Source organism: Variovorax sp. UC122_21 (assembly GCF_044056785.1).
GTDB lineage: Bacteria > Pseudomonadota > Gammaproteobacteria > Burkholderiales > Burkholderiaceae_C > Variovorax.
Genome location: NZ_CP172003.1, coordinates 1,049,405 through 1,076,052, shown reverse-complemented (window position 1 = coordinate 1,076,052; position 26,648 = coordinate 1,049,405). Strand labels below are relative to the sequence as shown.

The 26,648-nt window shown below is 64.6% G+C and carries 21 protein-coding genes and 3 pseudogenes; 7 read left to right on the top strand and 17 right to left on the bottom strand.

From position 1 onward, the window contains the following. Nucleotides 1-2: 2 nt before the first annotated feature. Nucleotides 3-743, bottom strand: coding sequence for an HAD-IA family hydrolase (locus ACHMXE_RS05480; protein ID WP_395347156.1), 741 nt, complete (start codon nt 741-743; stop codon nt 3-5). Nucleotides 744-845: 102 nt separating this feature from the next. Between ACHMXE_RS05480 and ACHMXE_RS05475 the strand changes: the two genes are divergently transcribed. The 5 genes and pseudogenes from ACHMXE_RS05475 to ACHMXE_RS05455 all read left to right on the top strand — a co-directional run bounded on the left by ACHMXE_RS05475 (nt 846) and on the right by ACHMXE_RS05455 (nt 5,295). Further along, nucleotides 846-1,538, top strand: coding sequence for a GntR family transcriptional regulator (locus ACHMXE_RS05475; protein WP_203206399.1), 693 nt, complete (start codon nt 846-848; stop codon nt 1,536-1,538). A gap of 277 nt (nt 1,539-1,815) precedes the next feature. After that, nucleotides 1,816-2,658, top strand: coding sequence for a translesion DNA synthesis-associated protein ImuA (imuA, locus tag ACHMXE_RS05470; protein ID WP_203206400.1), 843 nt, complete (start codon nt 1,816-1,818; stop codon nt 2,656-2,658). A 201-nt stretch (nt 2,659-2,859) separates the two neighbouring features. Then, a complete protein-coding gene (locus ACHMXE_RS05465) occupies nt 2,860-3,732 on the top strand; it encodes a hypothetical protein (protein ID WP_395347153.1) in 873 nt (290 codons plus the stop codon). Between the two features lie 244 nt (nt 3,733-3,976). Then, nucleotides 3,977-4,155: pseudogene (locus tag ACHMXE_RS05460) on the top strand (PHP domain-containing protein); the annotation flags it as partial. A 786-nt stretch (nt 4,156-4,941) separates the two neighbouring features. Next, entirely contained in the window at nt 4,942-5,295 is a 354-nt protein-coding gene (locus ACHMXE_RS05455; RefSeq protein ID WP_203206402.1) for an H-NS family nucleoid-associated regulatory protein, read from the top strand. Nucleotides 5,296-5,658: 363 nt separating this feature from the next. On the opposite strand, the gene ACHMXE_RS05450 is transcribed toward ACHMXE_RS05455, so the two are convergent. The 5 genes and pseudogenes from ACHMXE_RS05450 to ACHMXE_RS05430 form a co-directional block, all read right to left on the bottom strand. Beyond that, nucleotides 5,659-6,336, bottom strand: a complete 678-nt coding sequence (locus tag ACHMXE_RS05450) for a hypothetical protein (protein ID WP_203206403.1) — start codon at nt 6,334-6,336, stop codon at nt 5,659-5,661. 230 nt (nt 6,337-6,566) lie between these two features. After that, nucleotides 6,567-7,923 (bottom strand): annotated as a pseudogene (locus ACHMXE_RS05445) (sigma-54-dependent transcriptional regulator). Beyond that, on the bottom strand, nt 7,916-9,901 hold the full coding sequence (locus tag ACHMXE_RS05440) for an ATP-binding protein (protein ID WP_209542310.1): 1,986 nt from the start codon (nt 9,899-9,901) through the stop codon (nt 7,916-7,918). Before ACHMXE_RS05440 ends, ACHMXE_RS05445 begins: the two are co-directional and overlap by 8 nt. Before the next feature lie 152 nt (nt 9,902-10,053). Further along, on the bottom strand, nt 10,054-11,046 hold the full coding sequence (locus ACHMXE_RS05435) for a tripartite tricarboxylate transporter substrate-binding protein (protein ID WP_395347151.1): 993 nt from the start codon (nt 11,044-11,046) through the stop codon (nt 10,054-10,056). 86 nt (nt 11,047-11,132) lie between these two features. Next, nucleotides 11,133-13,421, bottom strand: a complete 2,289-nt coding sequence (locus ACHMXE_RS05430; protein WP_209542309.1) for a DUF6351 family protein — start codon at nt 13,419-13,421, stop codon at nt 11,133-11,135. A gap of 531 nt (nt 13,422-13,952) precedes the next feature. On the opposite strand from ACHMXE_RS05430, the gene ACHMXE_RS05425 reads away from it, so the two are divergent. Continuing rightward, complete coding sequence (locus ACHMXE_RS05425; protein WP_209542308.1) at nt 13,953-14,804, top strand: DUF5991 domain-containing protein; 852 nt, start codon at nt 13,953-13,955, stop codon at nt 14,802-14,804. 106 nt (nt 14,805-14,910) lie between these two features. On the opposite strand, the gene ACHMXE_RS05420 is transcribed toward ACHMXE_RS05425, so the two are convergent. The 9 genes and pseudogenes from ACHMXE_RS05420 to ACHMXE_RS05380 all read right to left on the bottom strand — a co-directional run bounded on the left by ACHMXE_RS05420 (nt 14,911) and on the right by ACHMXE_RS05380 (nt 23,568). Continuing rightward, nucleotides 14,911-16,347, bottom strand: coding sequence for an aldehyde dehydrogenase family protein (locus ACHMXE_RS05420; protein ID WP_395347148.1), 1,437 nt, complete (start codon nt 16,345-16,347; stop codon nt 14,911-14,913). Between the two features lie 14 nt (nt 16,348-16,361). Next, nucleotides 16,362-17,573 (bottom strand): fumarylacetoacetate hydrolase family protein, encoded by a 1,212-nt coding sequence (locus ACHMXE_RS05415; protein ID WP_203206410.1) that lies wholly within the window; start codon nt 17,571-17,573, stop codon nt 16,362-16,364. 68 nt (nt 17,574-17,641) lie between these two features. Next, a complete protein-coding gene (locus ACHMXE_RS05410) occupies nt 17,642-19,210 on the bottom strand; it encodes a UxaA family hydrolase (protein WP_395347146.1) in 1,569 nt (522 codons plus the stop codon). 10 nt (nt 19,211-19,220) lie between these two features. After that, nucleotides 19,221-19,553, bottom strand: a complete 333-nt coding sequence (locus ACHMXE_RS05405; protein ID WP_203206412.1) for an NIPSNAP family protein — start codon at nt 19,551-19,553, stop codon at nt 19,221-19,223. Further along, entirely contained in the window at nt 19,550-20,335 is a 786-nt protein-coding gene (locus ACHMXE_RS05400) for a transporter substrate-binding domain-containing protein (RefSeq protein WP_209542305.1), read from the bottom strand. The genes ACHMXE_RS05405 and ACHMXE_RS05400 overlap by 4 nt, the downstream gene beginning before the upstream one ends. A 54-nt stretch (nt 20,336-20,389) precedes the next feature. Further along, nucleotides 20,390-21,126: pseudogene (locus ACHMXE_RS05395) on the bottom strand (amino acid ABC transporter ATP-binding protein). A gap of 3 nt (nt 21,127-21,129) precedes the next feature. Beyond that, the gene (locus ACHMXE_RS05390; RefSeq protein ID WP_057595190.1) at nt 21,130-21,798 is read right to left on the bottom strand and encodes an amino acid ABC transporter permease; all 669 of its coding nucleotides are present in this window, start codon (nt 21,796-21,798) and stop codon (nt 21,130-21,132) included. A 9-nt stretch (nt 21,799-21,807) separates the two neighbouring features. Next, complete coding sequence (locus ACHMXE_RS05385; RefSeq protein WP_057595192.1) at nt 21,808-22,491, bottom strand: amino acid ABC transporter permease; 684 nt, start codon at nt 22,489-22,491, stop codon at nt 21,808-21,810. A gap of 6 nt (nt 22,492-22,497) precedes the next feature. Continuing rightward, nucleotides 22,498-23,568 carry a cyclase family protein gene (locus tag ACHMXE_RS05380; protein ID WP_057595193.1) on the bottom strand — a complete coding sequence of 357 codons (1,071 nt, stop codon included), beginning with the start codon at nt 23,566-23,568 and terminating at the stop codon, nt 22,498-22,500. Between the two features lie 207 nt (nt 23,569-23,775). On the opposite strand from ACHMXE_RS05380, the gene ACHMXE_RS05375 reads away from it, so the two are divergent. Continuing rightward, nucleotides 23,776-24,651 carry a helix-turn-helix domain-containing protein gene (locus ACHMXE_RS05375; protein ID WP_203206415.1) on the top strand — a complete coding sequence of 292 codons (876 nt, stop codon included), beginning with the start codon at nt 23,776-23,778 and terminating at the stop codon, nt 24,649-24,651. A gap of 1,375 nt (nt 24,652-26,026) precedes the next feature. Here ACHMXE_RS05375 and ACHMXE_RS05370 read toward each other — a convergent pair. After that, nucleotides 26,027-26,332 carry a hypothetical protein gene (locus ACHMXE_RS05370; RefSeq protein WP_395347143.1) on the bottom strand — a complete coding sequence of 102 codons (306 nt, stop codon included), beginning with the start codon at nt 26,330-26,332 and terminating at the stop codon, nt 26,027-26,029. Nucleotides 26,333-26,423: 91 nt separating this feature from the next. Then, nucleotides 26,424-26,636, bottom strand: a complete 213-nt coding sequence (locus ACHMXE_RS05365; protein ID WP_395347141.1) for a TetR family transcriptional regulator — start codon at nt 26,634-26,636, stop codon at nt 26,424-26,426. Nucleotides 26,637-26,648 lie beyond the last annotated feature (12 nt).

Sequence of the window (26,648 nt, the reverse complement as noted above, 5' to 3'; positions counted from 1 at the left end):
CCTTAGGAGGCCGATACGGCTGCGGGTTGAACGGCGCCAGTCAGGGCGGCCACGAGTTCGGCAAGGCTCGATACGGTGAGGTCGGGCTTGGCCTCGGCCGCGCCCTCGCCGGACAAACCGAGCAGCCGGCCTGGACGGTTGACCCAAGCGCAGCGCATGCCCAGCCGGTTGGCCGGCGTGATGTCTGCCCGCAGGCTCTGACCAACGTGCAGGATCCGCTCGCGCGGGATGCCCATGCGCATCAGGTCGCCGATGCCGGTGTCGAAATGCGGCCAGTCCGGCTTGTAGGCGCCCACGCGCTGTGCCGTGACCACCAGGTCGAAGCGGAAGTCCAAGTTGTCGCACGAGGTGTTGAGCGACGCCTGGTCAATGTTGCTGAACGCGCCGACCTTTGTAGACGCTTGCAGGCGCTTGAGTCCGGCATGGCTGTCTGCGAACGCGGGCCAAGTGTGGGGCGCCGCAGAGAACTGACGCCGCAGGTCGGGATCCACGGCCACGCCGAACTGCGCGCAGATGCGATCGAAGCACCTGTTCAGCACCTCGGGGTAGAGGTGGGCCGGGCGTTCTTTCTGGATTGCCGCCCGGGCGCCGTCGAAGGCCATGACGAGGGTATTGGCGTCGGCGTCGACGCCGTTGTCGTTCGCCCAGCGGGTCAGGAACTTGGCGATCGAGGGTTCCCAGTCGATCAGCGTGCCGTACACGTCGAAAGTCACGGCGTCGAAATCGGAAAGGCGGAGCGTCATGTGCAACCTTGATGGAAAGTGAATGATCGAGCAAATATAATCGATTATCGATAATCGTCAAACTGATCTCGGATTCGTACAATCCCTGACAGGAGAACAGTTATGGATTACGTTGAAGCCTCACTCGCAGACCAGGTTCTGGGTGATCGCTCCACCTCGGGGGCGGTGGTCGACGCATTGCGCGTCGAGATCATTCAAGGTCGGCTCAAGCCGGGCGAGCGTTTGCGACAGGATGCCGTGGCGTCACGCTTTGGCGTCAGCCAGACGGTCGTCAGGGAGGCCTTCAAGGATCTGATCCGCGAGTGCTTCCTGGCCGCCGAGCCACGCAGGGGAGTCAGCGTGGCGACAATGTCCGCTGCTGAGGCGGAAGAGATGACGCGCTTAAGAAGCCTGGTGGAGCCGCAGGCCCTTGCGTGGGCTATCCCGCGACTGACTGACGCCCACTTCGAGGTGGCCAAGCGTGTGCTCCAAGAACTGGACGGTGAAGCGAGCGTGGATCGGATCATCTCGCTGAACGCCCGCTTTCATCGCGGGCTGTACGCCGCTGCCGATCGCCCTCGGACATTGACCATGGTCGAGACCCTGCGCCTGGGCTTTGAGCGCTATCTTCGCTATACGTGGGAGTTCACCTCACATCGCGATCGCTCTCAACAGGAGCATTGGGAACTCCTGGCAATGTGCCAGCAGGGTGACGTCGCGAATGCTTGCAAGCTCCTGACGCAGCACATTTCCGCGACGGGAGAACTGCTCGTTGAATGCTTTGCAAAGCGGCCTGTCCAGCATTCGTCGTCGTAGCTGGTATGCGTAAAGAGCTGTGCGAAGCAGGCGGGGGAGACCGCGTCCGCGTCGCGGGGATCGTTGAGTTCCGTTGGACGGCCGACCTCAAGCTGCGCGTTTTGACTGGCGCGTTCTCGAAAGTTCAGTGTCGTCCGCACGCACTTTGACCGGGGACAACGCATAGGACGGTAAGGCAGTTGTCCACCGCCTGGGAAACCCGCCAAATTTGTAAACCTCCTTGCTCAACGGCCAGAGGCTCCAGGATACTGTATTTTTATACAGTATTGGAGTCCACATGGTTGCCTCCCTGTCGTGGGTGAGTGGCGACGACGCGCCCCCCACCCCGTTTGCTTCCAATGCGTCGCGCGACCCGAAAGGCCGCCCGCTGGTACTTCCGCACGCGGTGGAATCCGCGATCTGGCGGGGGGATGCCCTGGGCAGCCCCGTGACCCGCATCCTCAGCAGTGGCTTCGAGGCCCTGGATGCGCAACTGCCTGGTGGTGGCTGGCCTTGCGGTTCGTTGACCGAGGTTCTCCAGGCGCAGGCCACGGTTTTGGAATGGCGGCTCTTCGCGCCCGCCATGCGTGCACTGATTTTGGAAGGCAAGCAGATCGTGGTGGTCGGACCTCCCAAGGCTCCGCATATTCCAGGGCTTGTTCATCTGGGGCTCGACGAACGTCATCTGGTATGGATTCACGCGGACAAGCCGATGGAGCGGCTGTGGGCGATCGAACAGCTGCTGAAGGCCAACGCAGCGGGCATGGTGCTGGGGTGGGTGCCGCAGGCTCGCCAGGAACAGATCCGTCGCCTGCAGGTGTCCGCGCAGAGCTGCGACGCGCCGATCATCCTTTTTCGACCAGCTGCGGCCGCGCATGAAGCTTCGGCTGCGCCGCTGCGCCTGCAGGCGCGATTCGGCATCGATTGGGAACTGGGAATACAGCTGCTCAAGCGCAAAGGGCCGTCGCACGATACGGAACTGCGTCTGCCGTCGATCCCCGGAGGTCTGGCAGAAATCCTCACGCCTCGCCTGCAACACCCGAGTCGTTTGATCGCGGCGCGCCATTTCAGAGAGTTCTCCCATGCGGTGGGCAGCACTGCTCCCGCACAAGCTGCCGGACGGTCCGAAGCCGCGCACTGAGGCGCTCGACAGTCTGACCACCGAGTACTTGCAGTTCACCCCGCGCGTTGCCGTCCTTGAAGCGCTTCTATCGTGTTGCGGCGTTGTTATGGAACGCGAGCAAAGCCTGCGCATTTTTGGCGGCATTCGCCGGTTGGTGAAGTGGTGCGCGAAGAGTGCGCCGATCTTGGCGTGCGACACCTCGCTGCGGGTGCCACAAGCTTGGCCCGCTCGCACCCCGCGCGAGCGGGCCTGTCCAACGGCTTTACGAAGCTATTGGCGCAACTGCTGGATGCATTGCTGTTCGAGACACTGACGCAGGTCGCCGCGCACCAAGCCACACTGGCAAGCCTGGGTTGCCAGACCTTGGGGCAGGTGAAGGCGCTACCGCGCGTGGGACTGAGCCGGCGCTTCGACGCACCATTGCGTGGAAGCCGGGCGCAGGCGTATGGCTTGCGCCCTGACGGTCACGAGTGGGCGCAGCTGTCCAACACTTACCATGCGAAGCTCGAGCTGATGGCGCGTGTAGAACATGCGCCAGCGATCGTCTTCGGCGCGCGTCGACTGATGCTGCAGATGGCGGGGTGGCTTCTGGCACGGCGCTCGGGCGTCAGCGCTCTAACCTCGCGCTGGTGCCATGACGCTATGCGTTCGAAGTCGGCAGGTGATTGCGTCGAAATGACGGTGCGAACGGCCCACGCCACGAGTGACACAGAACACCTGACGCGGCTTTTGGCTAGGCACTCGGTCAAGTTCGAACTGCTAGAGCCGGTGGGCGATCTAGGAGCAGTTGGCCAACGAGGTGCAGTCATTGGAGGAAAAGAGCCTGTCTATGCTGCCCGAGCCAAAGGTTGGGTGAGACCATGGCGCTCGTGCTCGAGCGCAACGCCGCACGCCTGGGGCCGGACGCGTGTTGCGCCCGGTCCTGGTCGAAAACCACCGAACGGAATGAATGTGTCGTTGGCGACCGGCGACCGGCGACCGGCGCCCGACTCCGCACCGCGCACCGGATGCCGGCCGCTCAGCGTGCCGCAGCCGACCTTCGTACTGGCCAAGCCGCTGCGTATGGCCGTTCAGGACAACCGGCCGATCTGACAGGGGTGTGCTTCGACTGCTTGCGGGCCCCCACCGCGTGGAGGGCGGCTGCTGCGACCGCACAACAAGTATCGAGGCGGTCAAAAACGAGCGGCCTCTCCCACCGTCCCACCGTTGGAGACCACCTCCCACGTCGCGCAGGATGACTGGGTGGTCGTGAGCGAGCAGGCCGGTGTGCTGTAGATTTTTTCCAGATGCGCCTGGCCAGGGCCGAGACCGTCCGGTTTCTCCACGACACCTTCGCTTGAGGGCTCGAAATTCAACTGCCCTTTATGCCGACCTGAAGTGCTTGAGCAACTTCAGCTTTCTTCGTGGGGCGAGTCGGCCGGAGAAAGTGGTCGAACGCGCGAAGAAGCTTGGCTACTCGGCCTCGGCGATCACGGACTCAGCCTGGCGGGCGTGGTTCGTGCCCATGTCGCTGCCAACTCCTGGCCTCCAAACTGATGGCGGTGCTTGGAATCTAGCAGCGCGAAGAAGGTGAAGAATCTCATCGCCTCTAGGCTGGAGGCTCGCGAAAGCAAGCGAAAAGCCGGGATTTCCGGTAGGCGGACTGCAACCAGAACCCCTTTTTCGTGCGTGTCTTTTGTGCGTGCGGAGGCCGCCTCGATCGGATGAGACGCTGGCGAGGGCCATCTGCGAAGTCAACGCCGATCGGGAGATCACTGTGAGGCGATCAATCAGAGCTGCGGGCGATTCAGAAAAATGCCATCGATTGGAGCAGCAGTCCGAGCCGCCCCGAGCTGAGAAACTGGTGAGACTTGAGAGTGACGCTTGCGCAGCAGGCAACGTTGCTGTGGCATCGCATTGAATTCACGCGCAGGTAAACGACCCGGAACGTCAGCTGTGGCCAGCCTCTCGAATCGCAGAGCTTCCCCTCTTGCCGCGCAATGAGCTCTTTCAAACACACGAATTGAGAAATAAGTTAGCTGGGTCGCAGAAGCCTGAAGATCGTCAGACAGATGATCTCGTGCGTCCACGCCAACAAGTGTCCGGCCATCACCGCGCGAGAGAGAAGCTCATTCAGGCCGAATTCAGGTGAGATCGATTACCCATCCATGAACGCTGGACATACCTTCTCGCGGACACAACCCGGAGGTGTGAAGATATGGATTCTTTCGGTGTATTTCGAAAAATCGCAATCCTCACTGGCTGAAGGTGTCGATATCTATGATAAAAATCGAGCCTTAAAATTATCAGGACCACCAAGCAATGGCAAAAAAGACTTTCCTCGAAGTGCAAAAGCAAATCGAACAGCTTCAGCAAGAGGCCGAACAGTTGCGCAAACAGGAATCCAATGAGGTGCTTGCTCGGATCAAAGAAGCGATTGCCGTGTACGGTTTCACCGCTGCAGAACTTGGTGTCGCGGGAGGCGCCAAGCGCGGTCGTGTGCCGAAGGCCGTATCGGTCAAAGCGGGCCGCAAGTTCTCTGGCAAGGCCGGTGCCTCTGCACCGAAGTACCGTGATCAGAACGGCAATGTGTGGAGCGGCCGCGGTCCGCGCCCGGCCTGGTTCAAGGCCGCATTGGAGGCTGGCAAGTCGGCAGAAGAGTTTCTTGCCAAGTAAGGCCTGCGATTGTCGCCCGCGGGGGCAACAGTACGGTGAGAGCGATCGAGCGGCCCGCCGCTCGGTCGAAACCTTGTAAGCCCCGCAGTTTCGGGCAGCGATCTCTGCAGTCACAGGCCGCTTGTCCTCGGGAGAAAGCTGCAGTCGCGCACCTGCGGCCACTTCGTCGTCCGAGTTGTGTGAGCCAAGGAAAATCCTCCCTCGCGTTGACCGCCAGGGCGAGCGCGCAGCGAAAAAGGCGCCCGGCCCGGCCTTGAGGCTCTCCCTTTTCCTTGCTCCTGCGCCCTTCAGTTCGCTCGATTGTCCTGTGCGTCCACGGCAAGCCTGCTGTGTGCACTGAGAATCGCCAAGGCTTCACACGCCTCATGCCACGCCGGGGACAGGCGCTCGTCGCCAGATCGCGATGAAATCCGGGCTTCCGTTGAGTGCACGCGAATACAGCCATGGGGGTGTCAGCCTCTCGTGCGGTAGCGACAAGATCGGCTTGTGCTGGTGCACCTTCTCGTTTCCGATGAAGATGTATTCCTCGCAATTTCTGAGGATGGAGGCTTCGTCAACGCCCGTTGTGCTACCGCCGCGTTGGGGCTCGGACGCTTCGAAGCGGTGCGTGACCCAGCAGGCGATGACCACCTGCGGACGGTACTTGGCGACGGCACGCTCGGCATCAAGTTTTTCGACATGATTCCCGTAACGAATCGTCGGCTGACCGATCGATTCATAGTACGCGCGGATCGCTGGTTCTTCCTGTTGACGGTTGTCGGTGGCGGGGATGGCGAGCGCCTGGGCCAACACCCCGTGACCCGCACCGATCTCGATCGCGCTGCGGCCGGCAAGACGCGCGCGCAGAAACTCCAACAGTTCCACCGTCGGCAAGCCGTAGATGCCATGCCGTACCCCGAACAACAGCCGTTCCTCAGCCGTGGTCTGCGCGAGTTCCCGAGCATCGCGAACCAGAAGTCGACCCTCGGCATCCAGCAGAAGATGCGCGAGGTCGCGGGTCCTTTCCGGATCGAGTACGAAGGCTTCGCTGGCGTTGCTCATGCCGCAATTGTCAGCGAAGCAAGGTGTGATGGCATTCGTTCGCGTCAAGCGCTCCCGTATTGCCGGAGAGTCGCTGTTCGCGGGGTCACGGTGAAGCGAGGCCGCGGCCGGCTGGAGTGGGCGAAACGGCCGGTCTTTCGGTCGTTTCGCGCTGGTGGTCGCAACAATGCTGACGATTCGAAAAATTGATGCTGCCGCGATCGCACCACGGCCGTCGGGCCGTGGCGCACTTAGGCTCTGCGCGCCTCGACCGCTTCCAGCGGACCCAGTCGGCGCATCTTGTCGTACAGGGTTTTGCGCGGCACGCCCAGCCGCTCTGCCGCGGCAGCAGCCGAACCATTGCACGCCTCGAGCGCCTCGTGGATCAGATATCGTTCGAACTGGGCCATCTGCCCGTCCAGTGAACGCTCGCCTGGCGTCATTCCGCGCGTCGCCTCGTTGCCTTCCCACAGTCCGAGCACAAAGCGATCGGCGATGTTGCGCAACTCCCGCACGTTGCCAGGCCAGGCATGCGCCATGAGCGCATCCAGATGGTGGGGCGCCACGACCGGCAGCTCTCGCTCGTGGCGCAGCGCAGCCTGCATGGCGAAGTGCGTGAACAGCATCGGAATGTCCTCGCGTCTCTCGCGCAGCGGCGGGAGGTTCAACACCACCACGCCCAGCCGGTAGTAGAGGTCGTCTCGGAATTTGCCTTCGCGCGCGGCAGCAAGCAGGTCGGCTTTGGTCGCGGCGACGACCCGGCTGTCCATCGGTCGCAGTTCGTTCGACCCCAGGCGCTCGAACTGACGCTCCTGCAGTGAGCGCAGCATCTTGACCTGCAGGCTCATTCGGCATCGTCTCGATCTCGTCGAGAAACAGCGTCCCGCCGCGCGCGTGTTCGATCTTGCCGATGCGCCGCTTCGCGGCGCCGGTGAAGGCGCCTGCCTCGTGGCCGAACATCTCGCTTTCGAACAGCGCTTCGGGCATGCCGCCACAGTTGATGGCCGCAAAGTTGCCTTCCTTGCGCCGACTGCAATCGTGCAGGCAACGCGCCACGAGCTCTTTGCCGGTTCCGGTCTCTCCGAGAATCAGGACGTCGGCATCGGAGTTGGCCACGTCGAGCACCAGACGGCGCAACCTGTGCATGGCCGAGGAGCGACCGATGAGCTTCGCCTCGATCGATTCAAAACCCGCGATCCTGCGCCGCAGATGCTCGACTTCCAGGCTCAACGCGCGCTTGTCCAGCGCGCGCTGGACGACTTCGGTCAGCTGGTCGGGAGAGAAAGGTTTTTCGAGGAAATCGTAGGCCCCCAGGCGCATGGCCTGCACCGCCATCGTGATGTCGCCATGGCCAGTCACGAGGATCACAGGCAGGCTCGGATCGAGCTTCAGGGCGTGCGAAAGCAACTCCAGGCCATCGATGCCCGGCAGCTTGACGTCCGTGACCAGCACGCCCGCGAAGCCCGGCGTCAGCTTCTGGAGTACCTGCTCCGCCGAACCGAAGCCGGTGACGCGAATGCCGGCGAGCTGTAGCGCCTGCGTGCTGCCCAAGCGCACGGGCGGATCGTCTTCGACATAGAGAACCTCGAGGTTGCGCGTTTCAATCATGATCTGTCCGTTCCTCTGCTTTTCGCAACGTGACGGAAAAGACCGCCCCGCCGAGATCGCTGCGAGCGGCACGCAGCAGGCCACCGAAGTCGCGCACGATGCCGGCGGAGATGGCCAAGCCGAGGCCCAATCCGAGGCCTTGCTCCTTGGTGGTGAAAAATGGCTCGAACAGCCGTGGCATGACCTCCGGCGCAATACCGGTGCCGTTGTCGTGAACTTCGAGCACGACGCCGTCGGGTGTACTGCGCGCCACCACGCGCACGCAGCGCGGATCGACGCCCGCGGAGGCCGTGGCGTCGAAGGCGTTCACCAGCAAGTTGACCAGCACCTGTTCGAGCCGATTGCCTTCGCACAGGGCACGCAGGCCGGGTTCGATCTCCTGTGACAACGCAATGCGCTCTTGGCGGATGCGCTGGTTGAGCAGAAACAGCGCGTCGGCGACGGTGTCGGCCAGCGCCACCGATTGCAGCTGGACGGTCGACCGTCGCGCAAACTTCTTCAGCTGCGAGGTGATCTGGCCCATGCGGTCTGTCAGGTCGCAGATGGTGCGAAGGTTGAGATCGACCTGCTCAGTGTGTCCGCGCTCCAGAAAAACGACCGCATTGGCGGACAACGTGCGCAGCGCGGCAAGCGGCTGGTTGAGTTCGTGCGTGATGCCCGCGGACATCTGGCCCAGCACGGCCATCTTGCCGGTCTGCACCAGGTCGTCCAGCGTGCTCTTGAGAATGTCCTCGGCGCGCTGGCGTTCGGTGATTTCCGTCTGCAGGTGTTCGTTGGCATGGCTCAGTGCTTCGGTACGGACCTGCACCATCTGTTCGAGCTCGTCGTAGGCACCTTGCAGGGCCTCTCGTGCCGCGAGCCGTTGGTGCACGATGCGTCGGCGCTGCTGGATGTACAACACCAGGAGCGTAAGGAACACCAGCGCGAATGCCGTGCCCACGGCCGATGTGCGCGCGATGGCGTGCACCGGCTTCATGTCGGACAGGATGATCAGCTTCCAGTCCGTGCCTTCGACGGGGCGGCTGTCCAGCAAGTAATCGGGTCCGAAAGGCTCTTGCGTCGCGGAGCGGCGCGGCCCATCGGCGTTCAACTGCACCACCATGGCGTTACCACCCGACAGCGGTCGATGCTCGCGCATGTCGATGGGGCGCAGCGCGCCTGCTTCCGTGTACTGCCTGGTCTGGGCGAGCTGCTGAAGGGTTTCGCTCGACAACGGACGCAAGGCGCGGAATTTCCAGGCCGCTTCGGATGCGAGGAACACCACCCCATTCCCATCGATGGCCAGCACCTTGTCGGTGGAGCGTGACCACGCGGCATCGAGCTTGTCGAGGTTGACCTTGACGGTGGCCACGCCGAGCTGGCGGTTGCCGTCGACGATGCCGTGCGAGAAGTAGTAGCCGGGCTCACGGCTGACCGTCCCGATCCCATAGAAGCGTCCGGGCATGCCGCGCACCGCGTCCTTGAAGTACGGGCGGTAGGAGAAGTTCATGTCCACGAAGCTGCTGCCTGGCTGGTTCCAGTTGCTGGCGGCGAGCGTCAGGCCCGTGGTGTCCATCACGTAGACCGCGGAGGCCTGCGCATGCGCATTGACCGTCTCGAGGTACACATTCGCTTCGAGCTGGAGGGTCCGGTGGGTCGGCGCACGCAGCAGATCGAGCACGTCCGGGCTGAGTGCAACGACCTGCGGCAGATACTCGTAGCGGCTGAGCTCGCTGCGCAGACTGGTGGAATAGATGTCGAGCCGGTGCAGCGTCCCTTGTTGGAGTGCACGGATGCCCGTGCGCTCTCCGATCAGATACGCCAGCGCACCACCCGCGGCGATCAGGCACAGCCACGCCCCTACCGCGGCCCAGCGGCGCCAGCGGGTTGTGGTCGAGATGACTGTCGCGCCCTTGAAGCGCGCAAGCACGGCCTGGTCTCGCAGATCGTCGGGGGAGCCGGCGAAGCCATGGCGGTACGGTGCGGACAGCTTCAGCACGGCACGACCTGCCGAAAGCAGCATTGACACGAGAGTGGGGGGCGGAGGGCTGCGGGAATAGGTAAACAGCAGACGATCGTACGCAGGCGCTCGTGATTCGCCGAGGCGGAATTACCCTGCATCGGCGTTCTCTCGTACATCACCGGGGTCCATCAATCCGCGTAGACGCCCGCAGCCTTGATGACCGGGCCGAAACGTGCGACTTCAGCCTGTACAAACTTCTTGTGTTCCGCCGGCTCCACGCGCTTGTCGGTCACGACCACCGCGCCCAGGCCTTCCTCCTTCTTGATGAACTCCGCGTCCTTGAGCGCAACCTTCAATGCGTCGTTGAGCTTCTTGAGCACCGGCGCCGGCGTGCCCTTGGGCGCATACAGCCCATGCCAGATCGTGACCTGGAAGCTCTTCAGGCCCGACTCGTCGAGCGTGGGCAGATCCTTCAGTGCCGGTGTGCTCAGGCGCTTGAGCGTCGTGACCGCATAGGCCTTGACCTTCTTGGCTTCGATCTGGCCTGTGGTGTTGGTGGTCTGGTCGCACAGCAGATCGATCTGGCCGCCGAGCAGGTCCGCGATGGCCGGTGCCGTCCCCTTGTAGGGCACGGTGGTCATCTCTGCCTTAAGTTCGCTCTGCAACAAGAGGCCGCACAGGTGTGAGGCCGAGCCGATGCCGGCGTTGCCAAGATTGGTCTTGCCGGCGTTCTTGCCGATCCAGTCCCGTAGCTCCTTAAAGCTGTTGGCCTCGAGCTGCGGCTTGCCGATCACGGTCATCGGCACGTCGTTGATCATGCCCAGGTACTCGAAGTCGGTCTCGTAGTTGTAGGGCAGCTTGCGATAGAGCACGGGGGTGGTGGCCATGCCGACGTGCGTGAGCAGCAGTGTGTAGCCGTCGGCCTTGGCGCGGGCGACCTTCGCATTGCCGATGGTGCTGCCTGCGCCGGCGGCGTTGTCGATCACGATCGTTGCGCCGTCGAGCGGCTTGCGCAGCGCTTCGGCGAGGTCGCGTGCCACGCGGTCGGTGGGGCCACCCGCGGCGAAGGGCACGACGATGGTGATGGGCTTGCCGCCCGGAAAATCTTGCGCGTGCACGCCCAGGGACACAGTGGCCGCGGCAAGAGCGGCAAGGCTTCGTTTGACGATCGATCGGTTCAAGGAAATGGCTCCGGTGGAAAGAAAAGAGGTCGCACGGATCGCCGCCGCGAGGTCGACGGCGGTCTGTGCAGGTCCAGTCAGCGACGTCAGAGCATCGACGGCGTGATCTGCTTGGTGACGTCGAACAGCAGGTTCAACGGCGAGGGGCCGAAGGACAGCCAGGTACCGCTCAGGGGCTGCTGGCCTACGCCCGGCCTGGTCCAGTCGCACACGCCATCGGGGAAAGCGGCAGTCAGACGGGCCCATTGCGTGGGCGTGAAGAACACGCGGTAGTCCGAGGGGTTCAGCGGCTTGAGCTGGCACTTGGCGATGTCGTCGGTCAGCGGGCCGCCAGCGGCCATGCGCGGCGTCGTGCCGGCCGGGTAGAAGGTGTTGCACGCGCTCGCGCCGAAGGCGGTCTGCTCTTCCGTGTACTTCAGGCCGTTGTTCCAGCACGCGTCCTTCAAGTCGGCCGGCCGTGCGGCGGCGATCTTCTGGGCGAGCGGACGGTCCGAGCGGTCTGCCTTGGTGGCGCGCAGCCAGACGTCCATTGCATCGAAGGCCTCGGCACTGCCCGCGCCCTTGGTCCACATCACGTGGTTGTCGATGTTGCCGTTGGCGCGGCGCAGCCGCTCCCGCATCGAGAAAGAGTGGATCTTGGTGTGGATGTCTCCGCCCACCGTGCCGTCGTTGTAGTCGCGCAGGTCGATGATGGCGGTGGAGGCCAGTCCCCCCGCGCCATTGACGATGCGTCCGGACTGGTAGGCCCGGGTCAGCGCATCGAGATCGCCCACGGTGCGCGTCGTGGTGCGATTCATGTCGCGGTCCACGCCACCAGCGCGCTCGTTGAGGTCGATGAACTTGTCGATGCCGAGCTTGCCCTCGTTGAGCGCATTCAGGCCGTACTGGATGCCCACGTTGTCGATCGGGCGCAGCGCGAAGCCTTCGGCGGTCTTGCCGTAGACGTTCACGGTGTGGTCGAACACCGTGGCGCGCGCACCCGTCGGGTTCGTCGCGGCGTTGTAGCGCTTCTCCACCGGCACGCCAGCGGGGAAGGACACGGTGGGATCGAGCCGGCCGGCGCTGCCGCTCATGTTGGGGATGTTGCCAATCTGCAGGTAGCCCGAGATGGCCTGCTTCTCGGCCACGGTGTAGTTCAGCGCCGCGGTGGCCGGGTCGTTGAAGTAGTTGTTCAGTACACGCGAGTCATGCAACTTGAAGATCGTGGACGAGGTCACGTCGGCGAACACCTGGCTTACCACCACGCCGTCGAAGAGGCCGGGGTAGTTGTCGCTGGTCTGGTGGCTCTGGTAGGAGCCGCCCGAGCCGCCGGTGCCGATGGTGTAGGTGGGCGCGCCGAAGTTTTCGATGAAGCGCTCCTTGACCATGGCAATGGTCTCGGACGACAGCAGGTCATTGCAGTTCGTGCCGAAGACGTTCAGCGTGGAAGTGGTCACCGCGAGCCCGCGGCTTTGGTAGGTCGGATTGATCAGCGTGCCGAAGTCATTGCCCTGCTGGAACCAGCCGCCCTGGCAGCCGCCGCCGAGCGGATAGATCAGGCCGCCTTTCCAGCCCGCGGTACGGTAGGTCGGGGACGGGGGCGGCTCGTTGAGCACGTCGTGCAGGATCGCCGACTGGTACAGGCCGCGGTTGATGGTGCCGCTCTCCAGCCGGATCACGTACGGCACCTGCTTGCCGTCGATCGTGAGGTAGGCGATGTTGGCCGGATAGGCGCTCAGGCTGCCGGGTTCGAAGCGCGTGTTGGTGCCCGCGGTGGTCCGGTAGTAGTAGTCCACACGTGTCTCGACCGAGCACTTGCCGTCGTCGAGCGACTTGAGCTTCTGGCCGCCCATGCGCGTGAAGGTCTCGTAGCCACACACGAAGGGCTCCTCGTGCGGCCCCGAGATCACGGGACCGGTGATCGGATAGGCCGTCAATGCGAGCGTTGCCCTGTAGCCGCCGTAGCTCGCGACCAGTTCGTTGGCGCCGGTCTTCAGTCCCGTGACCTTTCCCACCAGTCTTCCATTCGCGGGGTTGGGCGCGAAGGCAGCCGTGACATCGCGCCCGTCGACCGTCACCGACAGACTGCCGGGCGACTGCTCGCTTAGCAACTCGAGCTCGACGAGTGCGTCGTCCCCGGTCACCAGCTGAGGCGGCGACGACAGCACACCGACTTTCAGCGTCGCCCCGGCCGGCGGCGTGCCCGGGTCGGGGTTGCCGGGGTTTGTGGGATTGCCACCACCACCGCCGCCGCCGGCGATGGGCGGTATGAATCCACCGCCCCCGTCGCTTCCGCCGCCGCAGGCGGCAAGGATCAGGGTGGCCAGCAGGGTGCTGATGCGCAGTGGTGCTTTCGCCTTGGCAAAGCGGGTCTCGATCTCGGGTCTTGCGGTCATTTTCTCGGTCTCCGTTGTGGTTCTGGTTGCAGGGAAGAAAAGCGGGAAGCGGGTGGCCGGGCTCGCGCGCGACGGGATGGCCATGCGGCGGCGCGACCCGGCGAAGCCGGGCCGTTGGCCTTGCGGCGCTTGTCAGTGCAGGGGCAGAGGCGGGTGTGGACGCGGGCGCTCAGGCCGCGAACCGGCAGGCCGCGTGGAAGTGCTGTGCAAGGGGATGTGTCGCATGGTTGTCTCCGTCCTCTGTCTCGGGGATGCGCTCTGGAATAGCAACGTGTGTGCCATGTCGACCTGGCGATGCAAGTCGTTGAAATTAAAGGGGTTTTCTGGTCGACCCCCAGGTTTTCCCGCGGTTTTTCGGCTGAAAGTCCAGCCGCGCCGGACATGAGGTGGCCGGGAAACCGCACGCCCCCTCCAGGCAAATCGCCGACAGAGCGTTGCGTTCGATGCAGACAACGCGCCCGTGTAGAGGGCCCGCAATCTTTGACAGCCCAATCCTGGGCCACGAGATCATTCGAATGGAGGGATTCGACGATGAACCTTGCTCGCCTTGCTGCCGGTACCGTCGGGGCCGGCGCGCTCGTTGTCTGGAGCACGGCGGCTCATGCCCAGCAGCCCCCCGCGTCCAGCCAACCCTCTCCAGGGAGGACCCACGTCGCCTCAACGGGGCGCACGCTCGCTAGCTCTCAACTCGCAACGGACATCCTCAACCGCATCGCAGGCCATGTTCGTACGGTCAAGGGTTGCCAAACGCTGTCCGAGGTGCGCATGGAGGTGATGCCGCGCGGCTACGTGCCGGTGCAGCCCGCCGTGTCTGCCAACTCGCGTGGGGGCCACTTCGAACGCTGGAGCGTGAACGCCTGCGGGGAGCGCCAGCTGTTCCAGATCGGCATGTGGCCCGCGCAGCGCGGAGGCAGCGACTTTGCGGTGACGCCGTTGGCCGTTGCGGCGGCTCCCTCGGGGTCGGGCGCAGCCGCTGCGCGCCCTGCTTCGTCCACCGCGTCTTCTTCCGCATGGCACGGTCGCTACGTCTGGGAAGAATCGCTCGGCCGCATCGGCGGCTCGACGCCCTCCGAGGGGGTGGCCGCATTCATCAACCACACCTTGGTGCTCGGGCCTTCCGCGGGGGCCACCAGTTGCGCGCTCAACGGCGATGGCTACCAGACCCATCGACGCATCATTTGCACGGCAACCCCCGAGGGACAGTCGCTCGTGATCAAGTTCTACAAGTTTGGTCCCGAAAACGCGCTGGGGCGTCATCAGGTCGGCGAGCGCTTGTTCACGTTAACGCGGGGACCTGAAGGGCTCATGACCCGATTGGAGGGCCTGGGGCGGGCCGTCGACAACATGCCGCGCAGCGGCATGCTTTTCAGGTTGACGCGCTGAGAGGCATGCCTGGGCAATTCCCGCGCGCAGGTCGACGCTCGGGTGCGCTCTCAGCGCTTTCGCGCGCTCGCGCTACAGCGACCTCGACTCGCGGCTACTTGGCTCTTCAGGCCAGCGTGTACGCCGTCTTCACCGTGGTGAAGAACTCCTGCGCATAGCGCCCCTGCTCGCGCGGGCCGTAGCTCGAACCCTTACGACCGCCGAAGGGCACGTGGTAGTCCACGCCCGCGGTCGGCAGGTTCACCATCACCATGCCGGCCTGGCTGTGGCGCTTGAAGTGCGTGGCGTACTTGAGCGACGTGGTCGCGATGCCCGCCGACAGGCCGAACTCGGTGTCGTTGGCCGTGGCCAGCGCCTCCTCGTAGTTCTTCACGCGGATCACGCTCGCCACCGGGCCGAAGATCTCTTCCTTGTTGATACGCATCGCCGCGGCCGATTCGCTGAACAGCGCCGGCGACATGTAGTAGCCGTCGGTGTCGAGCTTCAGGCGCTCGCCGCCGGCCGCCAGCACCGCGCCCTCGGCCTTGCCGATATCGACGTACTCCAGGTCCTGCTCGAGCTGCGACTTCGAGGACACCGGGCCCACGTCGGTGCCCTGCGCGAGCGCGTCGCCGACCTTGATCTTCGCCATGCGTTCCTTCATCGCCGCGATGAACTTCGGGTAGATGCCTTCGGTGACGATCAGCCGGCTCGAGGCCGTGCAGCGCTGGCCGGTCGAGTAGAAGGCGCTCTGCGTGCTCAGCTCCACCGCCTGCGCGAGGTCGGCGTCGTCGAGCACCACCTGCGGGTTCTTGCCGCCCATCTCGAGCTGCACCTTCTTGCCGTTCTTCACGCACTGCACCGCGATGTTGCGGCCCACGCCCACCGAGCCGGTGAAGCTGATCGCATGGATGCCCGGGTGGTTGACCAGCGCATCGCCGATCACGCTGCCGCGGCCCATCACGAGGTTGAACACGCCGGCCGGAATGCCCGAGCGGCTGATGATCTCGGCCAGCGCCCAGGCGCAGCCCGGCACCAGGTCGGCGGGCTTGAGCACCACGCAGTTGCCGAAGGCGAGCGCGGGCGCGATCTTCCAGGCGGGAATGGCGATCGGGAAGTTCCACGGCGTGATCAGGCCGACCACGCCCACGGGCTCGCGCGTGATCTCCACGCCGATGTTGGGGCGTACCGAGGGCAGCAGCTCGCCCGACAGGCGCAGGCACTCGCCAGCGAAGAACTTGAAGATCTGGCCCGCGCGCGTGGCCTCGCCGATGCCCTCGGCGCGGGTCTTGCCTTCCTCGCGCGCGAGCAGCGTGCCGAGTTCCTCCTTGCGCGCGAGGATCTCGTTGCCGATCTTGTCGAGCGCGTCGGAGCGTGCCTGCACGCTGCCCGTGGCCCAGGCCGGGAAGGCGGCGGTGGCGGCGGCCACGGCCGCTTCGACATGGCTCGCGTCGCCCTGGGTGTAGTGGCCCAGCACGTCGCCGAGGTTGCTGGGGTTGACGTTGGGGCTGTAGCTCGCGCCGGCGCGCCATTCGCCGCCGATCAGGTTGTCGTGGTTCTGCATGCTTCTTCGTTTCTTCAAAGATCGTGGGCGAGGAGTCCGCGGCGCGCGAGGTTGGCGATGAAGGCGCGCAGGCCGAACCGCCATGGCGCCGCGTCCTCGCTGTGAGCGACGCGATTGCGCAATTCGCCCAGTCGCGCGCTGCGAATGCTCACCACGTCGCCGACATGGTGGGTAAAGCCGCTGCCTGGCTGCGCACGATCCTGAATGGGGGCGAACAAGGTGCCGAGAAAAAGCATGAAGCCATCGGGATACTGGTGAGCCGCCATGGTCTGCGCCACCAGGTCCAGCGGATCTCGGCTGATCTGCGACATTGAGCTGATGCCAGCCAGCTCGAAACCCTCGGGCCCTCGCACGGTCAGATGCACCGTTTCGCCACGAACGGCATCCAGCCCAAAGGATGCGTCGAAGAGCCGGATGAACGGACCGATCGCGCACGAGGCGTTGTTGTCCTTGGCCTTTCCAAGCAGGAGGGCGCTGCGACCTTCGATGTCGCGCAGGTTGACGTCGTTTCCGAGCGTGGCACCAACGATCGCACCCTGGCTGCTGACTGCCAGCACGACTTCAGGCTCCGGGTTGTTCCAGGCCGAGTCGCTGCGGATGCCGATCTCCTGGCCCGTGCCGACGGCGGACAGTACCGGCGCCTTGGTGAACACTTCGGCGTCCGGGCCGATGCCGACCTCGAGGTATTGCGACCACACGCCACGTTCCTGCAGCAGGCGCTTGAGCGCCATGGCCTGCTCGGAGCCGGGCTTGATGAGCGACAGGTCGTCGCCGACGGTCTCGCGCACCTGCGCGCGGGCCTCTTCCGCGCGCGATGGATCGCCCCCGGCCTGCTCCTCGATCACGCGCTCGATCAGGCTGGCCGCGAACGTTACGCCCGCGGCCTTGATGACCTGCAGGTCGCATGGCGCCAGAAGGTAGGGGCGGCGCATGTCGCATCCAGGGTGGACGCTGTTCGACAGCAGTTCCTCGAGGCTTCCGATGCGCGATCCGGCGGTCTCGCGCACCCGCCGTGCCGGGTCGTCGGCATCGAGCAAGGTGGACATCGTCGGGAAGGCGCTCGACAGGTCATAGACCCCGTCAGCGCGGATCGCGACCACCGCGGGACCGGGCACCTCGCCGGTCAGCCAGGCGCGCCCGACGAGGGTGCCTGCGTAGCCGTCGTCCGGCAGCACTGCGGAGGCTGCAAGTGTCAGGGGCGGGGAGGAAACAGGATCAAGCGTCATGCCGTTCCATTCGATCGGTATTCGGAAAATTCGAGAAAGATGGCTGAAGTAAGGAATGCAGCCGGCGCCTAGGTGACCACGCTGATCTGCCAGGGCACGAATTCGTTCTGGCCATAGCCGTGCTGCTCGCTGCGCGAGCGCTCCCCGGAGGCAACCGACAGCATCATGCGAAACAGCTCCTCGCCGAGCTCGGCGATCGAGCGCTCGCCGGACAGCACGGTCCCGCAGTTCAAGTCCATGTCGTCGGCCTGCCGCTCCCACAGGGCGGTGTTGGTCGCGAGCTTGATCGACGGCGATGGCGCGCAACCGTAGGCCGAGCCGCGGCCGGTGGTGAAGCAGATCAGGTTCGCTCCGCCGGCGACCTGCCCGGTGGCGGACACGGGGTCGTAGCCCGGGGTGTCCATGAAGACCAGCCCTTTGGCGGCGACCGGCTGCGCATATTCGTAGACCTCGTTGAGCGAGGTCGTTCCGCCCTTGGCGATGCCACCCATCGATTTCTCGAGGACCGTGGTGAGCCCGCCGGCCTTGTTGCCCGCGGACGGGTTGTTGTTCATCTCCGCGCCGTTGCGCGCGCAGAATTCTTCCCACCACTGGATGCGCGCCACCAGCTTGCGGCCGATGTCCGGCGCGCGCGCGCGTCGCGTGAGCAGGTGCTCGGCTCCGTAGATCTCCGGCGTCTCCGACAGGATCGCGGTGCCGCCATGCCGTACCAGCAGGTCCACGGCGGCACCCAGCACCGGGTTGGCCGAGATGCCGGAATAACCGTCCGAGCCGCCGCACTGCAAGCCCACCACCAGATGGCTCGCGGGAACGCTCTGCCGCTGCACGGCGTTGGCCGACGGCAGGAGGCTGCGCACCAGACCCACGCCGCGCTCGACGGCGTTCGTGGTCCCGCCCACGTCCTGGATGGTGTAGCTGTGCACGCGATCGTCATGCGTCAATCCCTGGCTGGCCAGCAGCTTGGAGATCTGATTGGTCTCGCAGCCCAGTCCGACGACGACCACCGCGGCGAAGTTAGGGTGGCAGGCATAGCCTCCCAGCGTGCGTTGCAGGATCCGCAGGCCTTCACCCTTCGCATCGATGGCGCACCCCGCGTCATGAGTCAGCGCCACGACGCCGTCGATGTCGGGGTAGGCGCCCAGGGCATCCGGATGAATGTCGCGGCGAAATCGGTCGGCGATGGCCCGCGCAACGGTGGCGGAGCAATTGACCGTCGTCAGGATGCCGATGTAGTTGCGGGTGCCGACGCGCCCGTCCTTGCGCACGATCCCCTGGAACGTGGCTGGCTGCGAGGCGGCCGGGGTGGCCCGGGTCTCGGCCGCGTGCGCGTAGTCGCGGCTGAACTCGCCCATCGTCACGTTGTGCGTATGCACATGCTGGCCCGCGCGGATCGCCACGCTGGCGAAGCCGATGATCTGGCCATAGCGGCGCACGACCTCGCCCACGGCGATCTCGCGGGTTGCCATCTTGTGGCCGGGCGGAACCAGTCCGGAGACGACCACGTTCTCGCCGCGCACGAGCGTGCCCGACAGCAGCTGGTCGAGCGCGACCACCACGTTGTCTTCGGGATGCAGTCGTATCACACGCGGCGCGGCCGAGAACGAGGCAGTCGGCGCGAGGCCATGGCGATCAGTCATTCGCTGGTCCTCACTGCAGCGGCGAGTAGCGCGTGGGAACGAGCAACTGGTTCTCGATGCGCGCGACGATGGGCCCTTCGGACTCGAAGCGCTCCCGCGCGGCCAGCCATTCCGCATCGTTGGAGAACGCGCTCCAGATGCGTTCGCGCGCGGCCAGGCTGTCCCAGCGGATCATGAACGTCAGCGCCTGGTTGCTCGGGCCGACCTCGGTGGTCCAGAAACCCACCGCCTCGATGCCGTGGCGGCGCCACAGCGGCAGCGTGGCTTCCTCGAAGCGTCGGTGCAGTGCCGCGAGGCGACCCTGGGCGCAGTGGTAGATGCGCAGTTCGTGAACGGCGCTCATTGCGCGGGCAGCGGCGGCAGTTCGCTGTGGTGATACTTCTTGAAGATCTCGTTGAGCTTGCCATTGGCGCGGTTAACCTTGACCCAGTCGTTGATCCACGCCAGGAGCTTGGGTTCTTCCTTGCGCATGCCGATGCCCAGGTTGAACTCCTTCACGACGAACTTGGTTTCGAGTTCCCTGCCGGGCGCCTTGGTCTGGATCGCCTGCAGCAGGGTGGTCGCGGTGGAAACGATCGGCGCCTGCCCGCTCACGCCGGCGGTCACCAGCGTCGCGTCATCGTCGTAGCGCACGATCTGCGCGCCCACGGCCTTCTGCACGAGCTCCATCTCCTGCACGTTGCCGCGGGTGATGGCGATCTTCTTGCCGACGAGGTCGCCATAGCTCTTGATGTTCATCGACTTGGGCGCGGCGACCACGATCTGCACGACCGAGTACGGCACGGAGAAGTCGATTACCTTCTGGCGATCGGGACTAATCGACAGCGTGGCGATCGCGAGGTCCGCCTTGTTGGTCTGCAGGAACGGGATGCGTGTGGGACCGGTGGCCGGAACGATCTCCAGTTCTACGCCGAGGTCCTTCGCCAGGAGCTGCGCGGTCTCCACATCGGAGCCGTAGGGTTGCATCTTGTCGTTGGTCATGCCGTAGGGCGGCAGCGCCAGCTCGATGGCGACGCGCAGCTTCCTGGCCTGCTTGATGTTGTCGAGCAGATCGGCCTGTGCTGCGCCCGCGGCGGCCAGTAGCGAGAAAGCCAGCGCGATGCGCCCGAGGGTTGGCTTGATCATGGTCATGTCTCCTGATGTGGATGTGGATGGGGAAGAAAAGAGGGACGGTGCAGGTCAGAGTCCGTTGCCGACGAATTGCGCGAGCTCCGGTGTGCGGGTGCGGCCAGGATGTCCGCGCCGCCCATCTCATGCACCCGTCCGGCATGCATGAAGACGATCTTGTCCGCCACCTTGGCGGCAAATGCCATCTCATGGGTCACGAGGATCATGGTCATGCCGCGCCTGGCGAGCGATTCCATGACCTGCAGCACCTCGCCCGTCAATTGCGGATCCAGTGCGGAGGTCACCTCGTCGAAGAGCATCAGCTGCGGTTCCATCGCCAGGGACCGGGCGATGGCCACGCGCTGCTGCTGCCCGCCCGAAAGCTGCTCGGGATAGGCCTGCACCTTGTCGTGCATGCCGACCTGGCGCAGCACGCGATCGGTGATGTCGGTGGCTTCGGCGGCGGACTTGCCGCGCACCTTCCTGAGCGCGAGCGAGACGTTCTGGGCCACTGTGAGGTGCGGAAAGAGGTTGTAGCTCTGGAAGACGATGCCGACCTCGCGGCGCAGGCGGCGCAGGTCCAGCGAGGCGCTGCTCAGCGACTGGCCGCACACGGTGATCTCGCCGCCATCGATGGTCTCGAGGCGGTCGATGCAGCGCAGCGCCGTGCTCTTGCCGGAGCCGCTGCGGCCGATGATGGCCACGACCTGGCCGCGGTGCACGTCGAAGGACACGCCATCGAGCACCCTCGCCGTGCCGAAGCTTTTCCGAACCTGGTCCAGTCGAACCAGTGCTGTGTTGTCGTTCATGTCTCAGGTTCCAGGAGAGGCGCGTCGACCGACGCGCAGGCGCGTTTCGAGCGCGTGTGCCCACAGCGAGAGCGGGTAGCACAGTGCGAAGTACAGGAGCGCCATGATCGAGAACACCAGGAAGGGTTCGAACAGGGCGTTGTTGATGACCTGGCCGGCCCGCGCGAGCTCGATGAAACCCACCACCGAAGCCAGCGAGGTGTTCTTCACGATCTGCACGAGGAAGCCGACCGTTGGCGGCGTGGCGATGCGCAGGGCCTGGGGCACGATGATCAGGAATAGGCGCTGCGAGGCACTGAAGGACAGGCACTCGGCGGCTTCCCACTGCGTCCGGGGCACGGACTGCAGCGCACCGCGCCAGATCTCCCCGAGGTAGGCGCTGGTGTAGATCGTCATCGCCAGGCCGGCGGCCGCGAGCGGTGGAACGTCGAAGCCCATGATGCCGAGGCCGAAGTACGCCAGGAACATCAGGATCAGCAGCGGCGTTCCCTGGATCAGTTGCACGTAGATGCCCACGAGTCCGCGGCACAGCCGGCTGGGCGCGATGCGGCCCAGGGCCACGAGGAACCCGAGCAGACCGCCGCCCACGAAGCCGGTGGCCGACAGGCCGAGCGTCCAGGCTGCGCCGTGGAGCAGGAAGAGCAGGTGGTTGGTGTTGAATTCGTTGTTCATCGGGTCGACTCAAATCGCGGTGCCGAGCCTGCGTCGACGAGGGAAGATGAGGAGGCCCAGGAGCCAGAACCCGGCACGCATCGCGAGCGACAGCAGGAGGTAGCAGCAGGCGACCACGAGGTAGGTCTCGAAGGCGCGAAAGGTCATCGACTGCACGCGGTTCGCGACGGCGGTGAGTTCCTCGGCCGAGATCTGCGACATGATCGAGGTGGCCAGCATGAGCAGGATGAACTGGCTGGTCAGGGCCGGGTAGACGCGCTCCATGGCCGGCTGGAGCACCACGTACCAGTAGGTCTGGATGCGCGAAAGGCCGAGGCATTCGGCGGCCTCGATCTGGCCCGGATGCACCGACTCGAAACCGGCGCGCATGATCTCAGTGGTGTAAGAGCCGACGTTGATCACGAGGACCAGCAGCGATGCGACCGCGGCATGCATCGTCAGCCCGAGGCTCGCGAAGCCGAAGTAGAAGAGGAAGACCTGCACCAGCAGCGGCGTGTTGCGGATCACTTCCACATAGATGCCGCAGGTGCGCCGCAGCCACGCGAGCTGGCTGCGGCGGCCGATCGCGCACAGCGAGCCGAGCACGAAGCCTAGCAGCGTGGCCGCGAACGAGAGCTGGATCGTGAGCCAGGCGCCGTGCAGGAAGTCCGGCCAGAATGCCGCGACGCTGCTGAAGTCGAACTTGTAGTTCATGGGCCGTCAGACCGTGGCGACCGGTGTGGCCGGGGAGCCGACCGCGCCGGGAAGCCGCAAGGGAGGCGCCGTCAGCAGAAAGCGATTGCGCCCGCGCGCGCGCAGCCAATCGGCCAACGGCGTGAGGTGCCACAGCTCGCCCAGGTGCACGCCCAGCTTGAACAGGCAATGCTCGTGCAGCGGCAGTGCCGCGCAGCATCCGTCGAAGGCGCGCGCGGGTTGGGCTTCGACCGCGTAGTTGTCCGCGATCAGGGCGGACAGGCCCGAGTCTGTGATCCATTGCAGCAGCCGCTCGTCGCGCCCATCCAGCACCGCGCAACTGCGGTCCAGCACCGCGGCATCCGGCTGCCGGTTCATGTCGAGCAGGCGCTGCGCGTAACCGGTGTGCAGGCACACCATGTCGCCGCTCTCCACCTCGACGCGGTCGGCATCCAGGATGCGCATGAGGGTGTCGTATCCGACGTTCACGCGGTCGTCGCCCAGGTGCGCGCGCAGGTCGATCATCACCGCGCGGCCCTGCACGCAGCGCTCGGCCATGTTCTCGATGCCCAGCGCCTTGGCATGCGAAGTGGAGTGCGTCACGCCCGCGATCGGCGGCCCCGCATCCGCGGGGTCTTCCGGGCCGATCATGTCGATGTGCGCACGGTAGCCGTTGTAAAAGACAGGCACCGGCACCCCGTCTCCGTTCGCGTCGAACATCTGGCCGACATGCGCCAGCGAATCCCACTGCGTGGAGTACTGCAGGTAAAGCACGGCCAGGTCGTCACAGAGCACGTCGGTCAGGTTGAGCAGCTCCGTGAACATCTTGTAGTTCATGTTCGGCCGGCCATTGCGCAGCGTGGGACGCAGGATCGGGGGCCGGCGCTTTTCGTTGAGCACGTTGCCGCCGGGGAAATCGAGCGGCAGGCTCAGGCAGAAGGTGCGCCCATCGCGCACCTCCGCCAGGCCCTCGAGGACCTTGCTCGGCGTCAGCAGATTCATCCGGCCCGCCTGGTCGTCGGGGCCGAAGTCGCCCCAGTTGGAGCCGGGTGGGCGTTGTCGCCAGCGCGGCGAGGCTGGCGTCGTGTGTTCGATCATGAGAGGGGATGCCGCTGCAAGAGTGACTAAATTTTGAGACAATATCCAATTATTGGTTCTAAACCTTTTGGACTCACATAGGGCTATCCCTAGGGAGTCGCGTGTCAGCCGTGGCTCCCGCCCCTGGATGCAGAGGCGCCGCGCACTGGGGAGCGACACGGTCGATAATGAGCGGATGTCTAATTTTTGAAACAACGAGGCAGCCGTATGGCCTTTGACTTGGCCGACATCGGCGCGCGGGTGCGTGCCTACCGACTTGGTGCTGGTTACAACGCAGACGAGCTCGCTGCGCGACTGGGGGTGTCGCGTGCCGCGCTCTATCGCATCGAGCAAGGGGAGATCGTCAAGATCGACGTGATCCAGAACATCGCCTCCATCCTCGGTACCAGTCTGGCCTCGCTGCTCGGGGCGGGGGCCGAGTACCACGCGAACGCCGCGAGCTACCAGGCACGCATGCAGCAGCTCGAGAAGAATGCGAGTCACATCGTCGCGCTCTTCAGTCCGCTGTCATACCTGTTGACCACCGAGGAGTACGACGAGTACCTTGCACTCATGATCGAGGAGGCGGAAGCGCCCGTCAGCCGCGTGCGCGCTGGTGCCCGAAGCGACCGCGGGACCGCGCTGCTGGAGACCCTCGGGCAGCGTCGGATCCAGGCCCGCGAGCACTCGCCGTCGATCACCTGTCTCTATTCGCTCGAGGAGCTGCGGCGACTGCTGACCCTAGGTTTGGTCGGGCGCCTTGGACTGCCGGCTGCCACGGTCGCGAAGCGCAGGCAGGCAGCTCAGCGCCAGGTGGAACACCTGGCCAGGCTGATGCGCACGGAACCGCTGGGCATCCAGATCGGCCTGGTTGAAAACGTGGTGCCGAACGTGGCATTCCAGCTGTTCTACCAATCCGATGCGGTGGTTCTCGGCACGAGTCCCTTTCGGATCGGCGAATTGCCGAACCTGGACGTGGGCGTGGCGATGATCACTTCCGCGAAGGAGGCTGTCGACCTGCACGTGCAGCTGTTCGATCGGCTATGGAGCCGTTGCAAGCGTGGGACCGATGGCGCCAGGCTGTTGGAAGAACTGCTCGATTGAGCGTGGCGAACGTCCTTCCAGCGAGCCTGTGGCAATCCCATTTGCCACATCGCGTGACGTCATCTAGCGCTCTTTGAAGAAAGCTGCCGGCCTGCTCTCCAGGAACCGGCCGAAGCCCACCAGCCATCTGCGCGGTCGACGTCGGCCGGCTTGCCGAGAGCTCTCTCGAGGGGGCGCTCGACCCCAAGGCCTTCGGCATCGTCCCCCGATTCGAGGAGCAAATCGCGCGCCTTGAACACGATCATGGTCGGCAACAACAACGGTTGCCTCGCGCAAGGACTCACGAGCTTGCGCAAGGCGCAGATCGATGGCGAGCGGATGCAGGACTGCTACCAAATTCATCCAGCGGGACTTTGCGGAGATCGCCCGCAACTTCGGATGCCTGGGTCTGCCAGTCGACCGCCACCGTGATCCGCCGGACGCGCTGGACGAGGCGTCGTGCAGCGGGCTTGCGGCGGTGATCGACGTGCGGCATCGATCCCGCGGCTTTGGCGCCGTTGCCCTGGATGCCTTCTCTGTAAGCCTTGCTGTAAGGCCTGCAAGTACTTCGGGCAGCTTGGGCCAGGGAACTACGACACGATATCCTTGGCAGCGGCTTCAAGGGGCACAAGGATCGTGGTTCATCTCCGCTCAGATATGCTCAGCCGCACATCAGCGGGACCCGCCATGCGAGAAGCCGAGTATTTCGTACTGAGGGCATTTGTCGCAGTGCAGGAGCAAGGGAGCTTCCACCGGGCGGCAGAACAGCTGCGCTTGAGGACGAGCATCCGCACGTAGTTTTTCTTGTATGCGCCGCGCAGGGCGACTTTCGTCGATGTAATGGTGTACCTTTTGCGATGAAAAGGAGTGGCCAGACGTCACCACGTCTTTTGTCGAGGGTTCGGTCCTGCGGGAGTTACGGGCGTCAGACATGCTTGCAGTACTCACCGTCTGCGGCACCTCAAAATGCCTCGGCATCGCTCTCGAACCTTTGAGCCAAGCCTTCACGCGGAATGTCCTCGGCTGGGGTCGACCTCGGGCAACTTCGTTTCCGCTGATGCGATTGGTGCGATGGTCTGGTTGCTGTGCGGAGTTCAGCGCCGACGGGGCACCTCAGACGCGCGCTCGGATGCAGGCTCGAGATTTATCCGCTACATACCTTGCACGACGAGGAAGTGAACATGCGATGGATGTTGATTCAAGGAAGCTGACTGGCTGATACAAGAGCCGCGGCAAAAGAAGTTGCTGGCGCAATGATGCGCCGTCGAGATTCAATGGGATTGTTTCTAGAGTGCCACTCGACCAACTCGATCGAAATCAACGCCCGCCCGGAATTACCGCCAGCGTGAAGATTCGGTTGTGCTCACCATTTTGAGCACGTCCAGGACTGGATCGGTTAGTTCGCGACTTTTTCGGGGAGCAGTTGATCGTCAGCTCGGTGCAACCCAATTCCGTCAAAGAACAGATCTACCAAGTGCGCGATACGCGCTTTTCCGCTGTGGGACTGCTCGACAGCAAGAGAGATCGCCGTGACCATGCACAACAGATCGTCCAGGGACAGATCCTCGCGAATCGCTCCCGCTTCTTGCGCACGCTGGAGCAGCCGCAGACCCTCATCGCTCCCCGCTTTGCAGCCGGGAGTGCCGCTTTTAAGTACCGCGCCCAGCGATGCAGCTAGTCCGTGATAGTGGCTGGCATGCATCACGAGCGCTCGAACGAAAGCGCGTATGGAGGCTGTGGGTTCGGGCGCAGGGTCTGCGGCTCGACTCGCCGCTGCGAGCGACAACAGGCGCTCATCGCTCAGTGCGGCAAGCAGGGCCTCGCGCGTCGGGAAGCGGCGATAAAGCGTCCCGATCCCCCACCTTCGCACGCTTGGCAACATCGTCGAGCGAGGCATCAGCACCACGCTCGAGAAACACCTCTTCGGCAGCTGCAAGGATACGCTCCCGATTGCGCGCTGCATCGGCGCGTAGTGGCGCCTCATCGGTGGCAGGACTTTCTTTCATATCCGGTCTTGG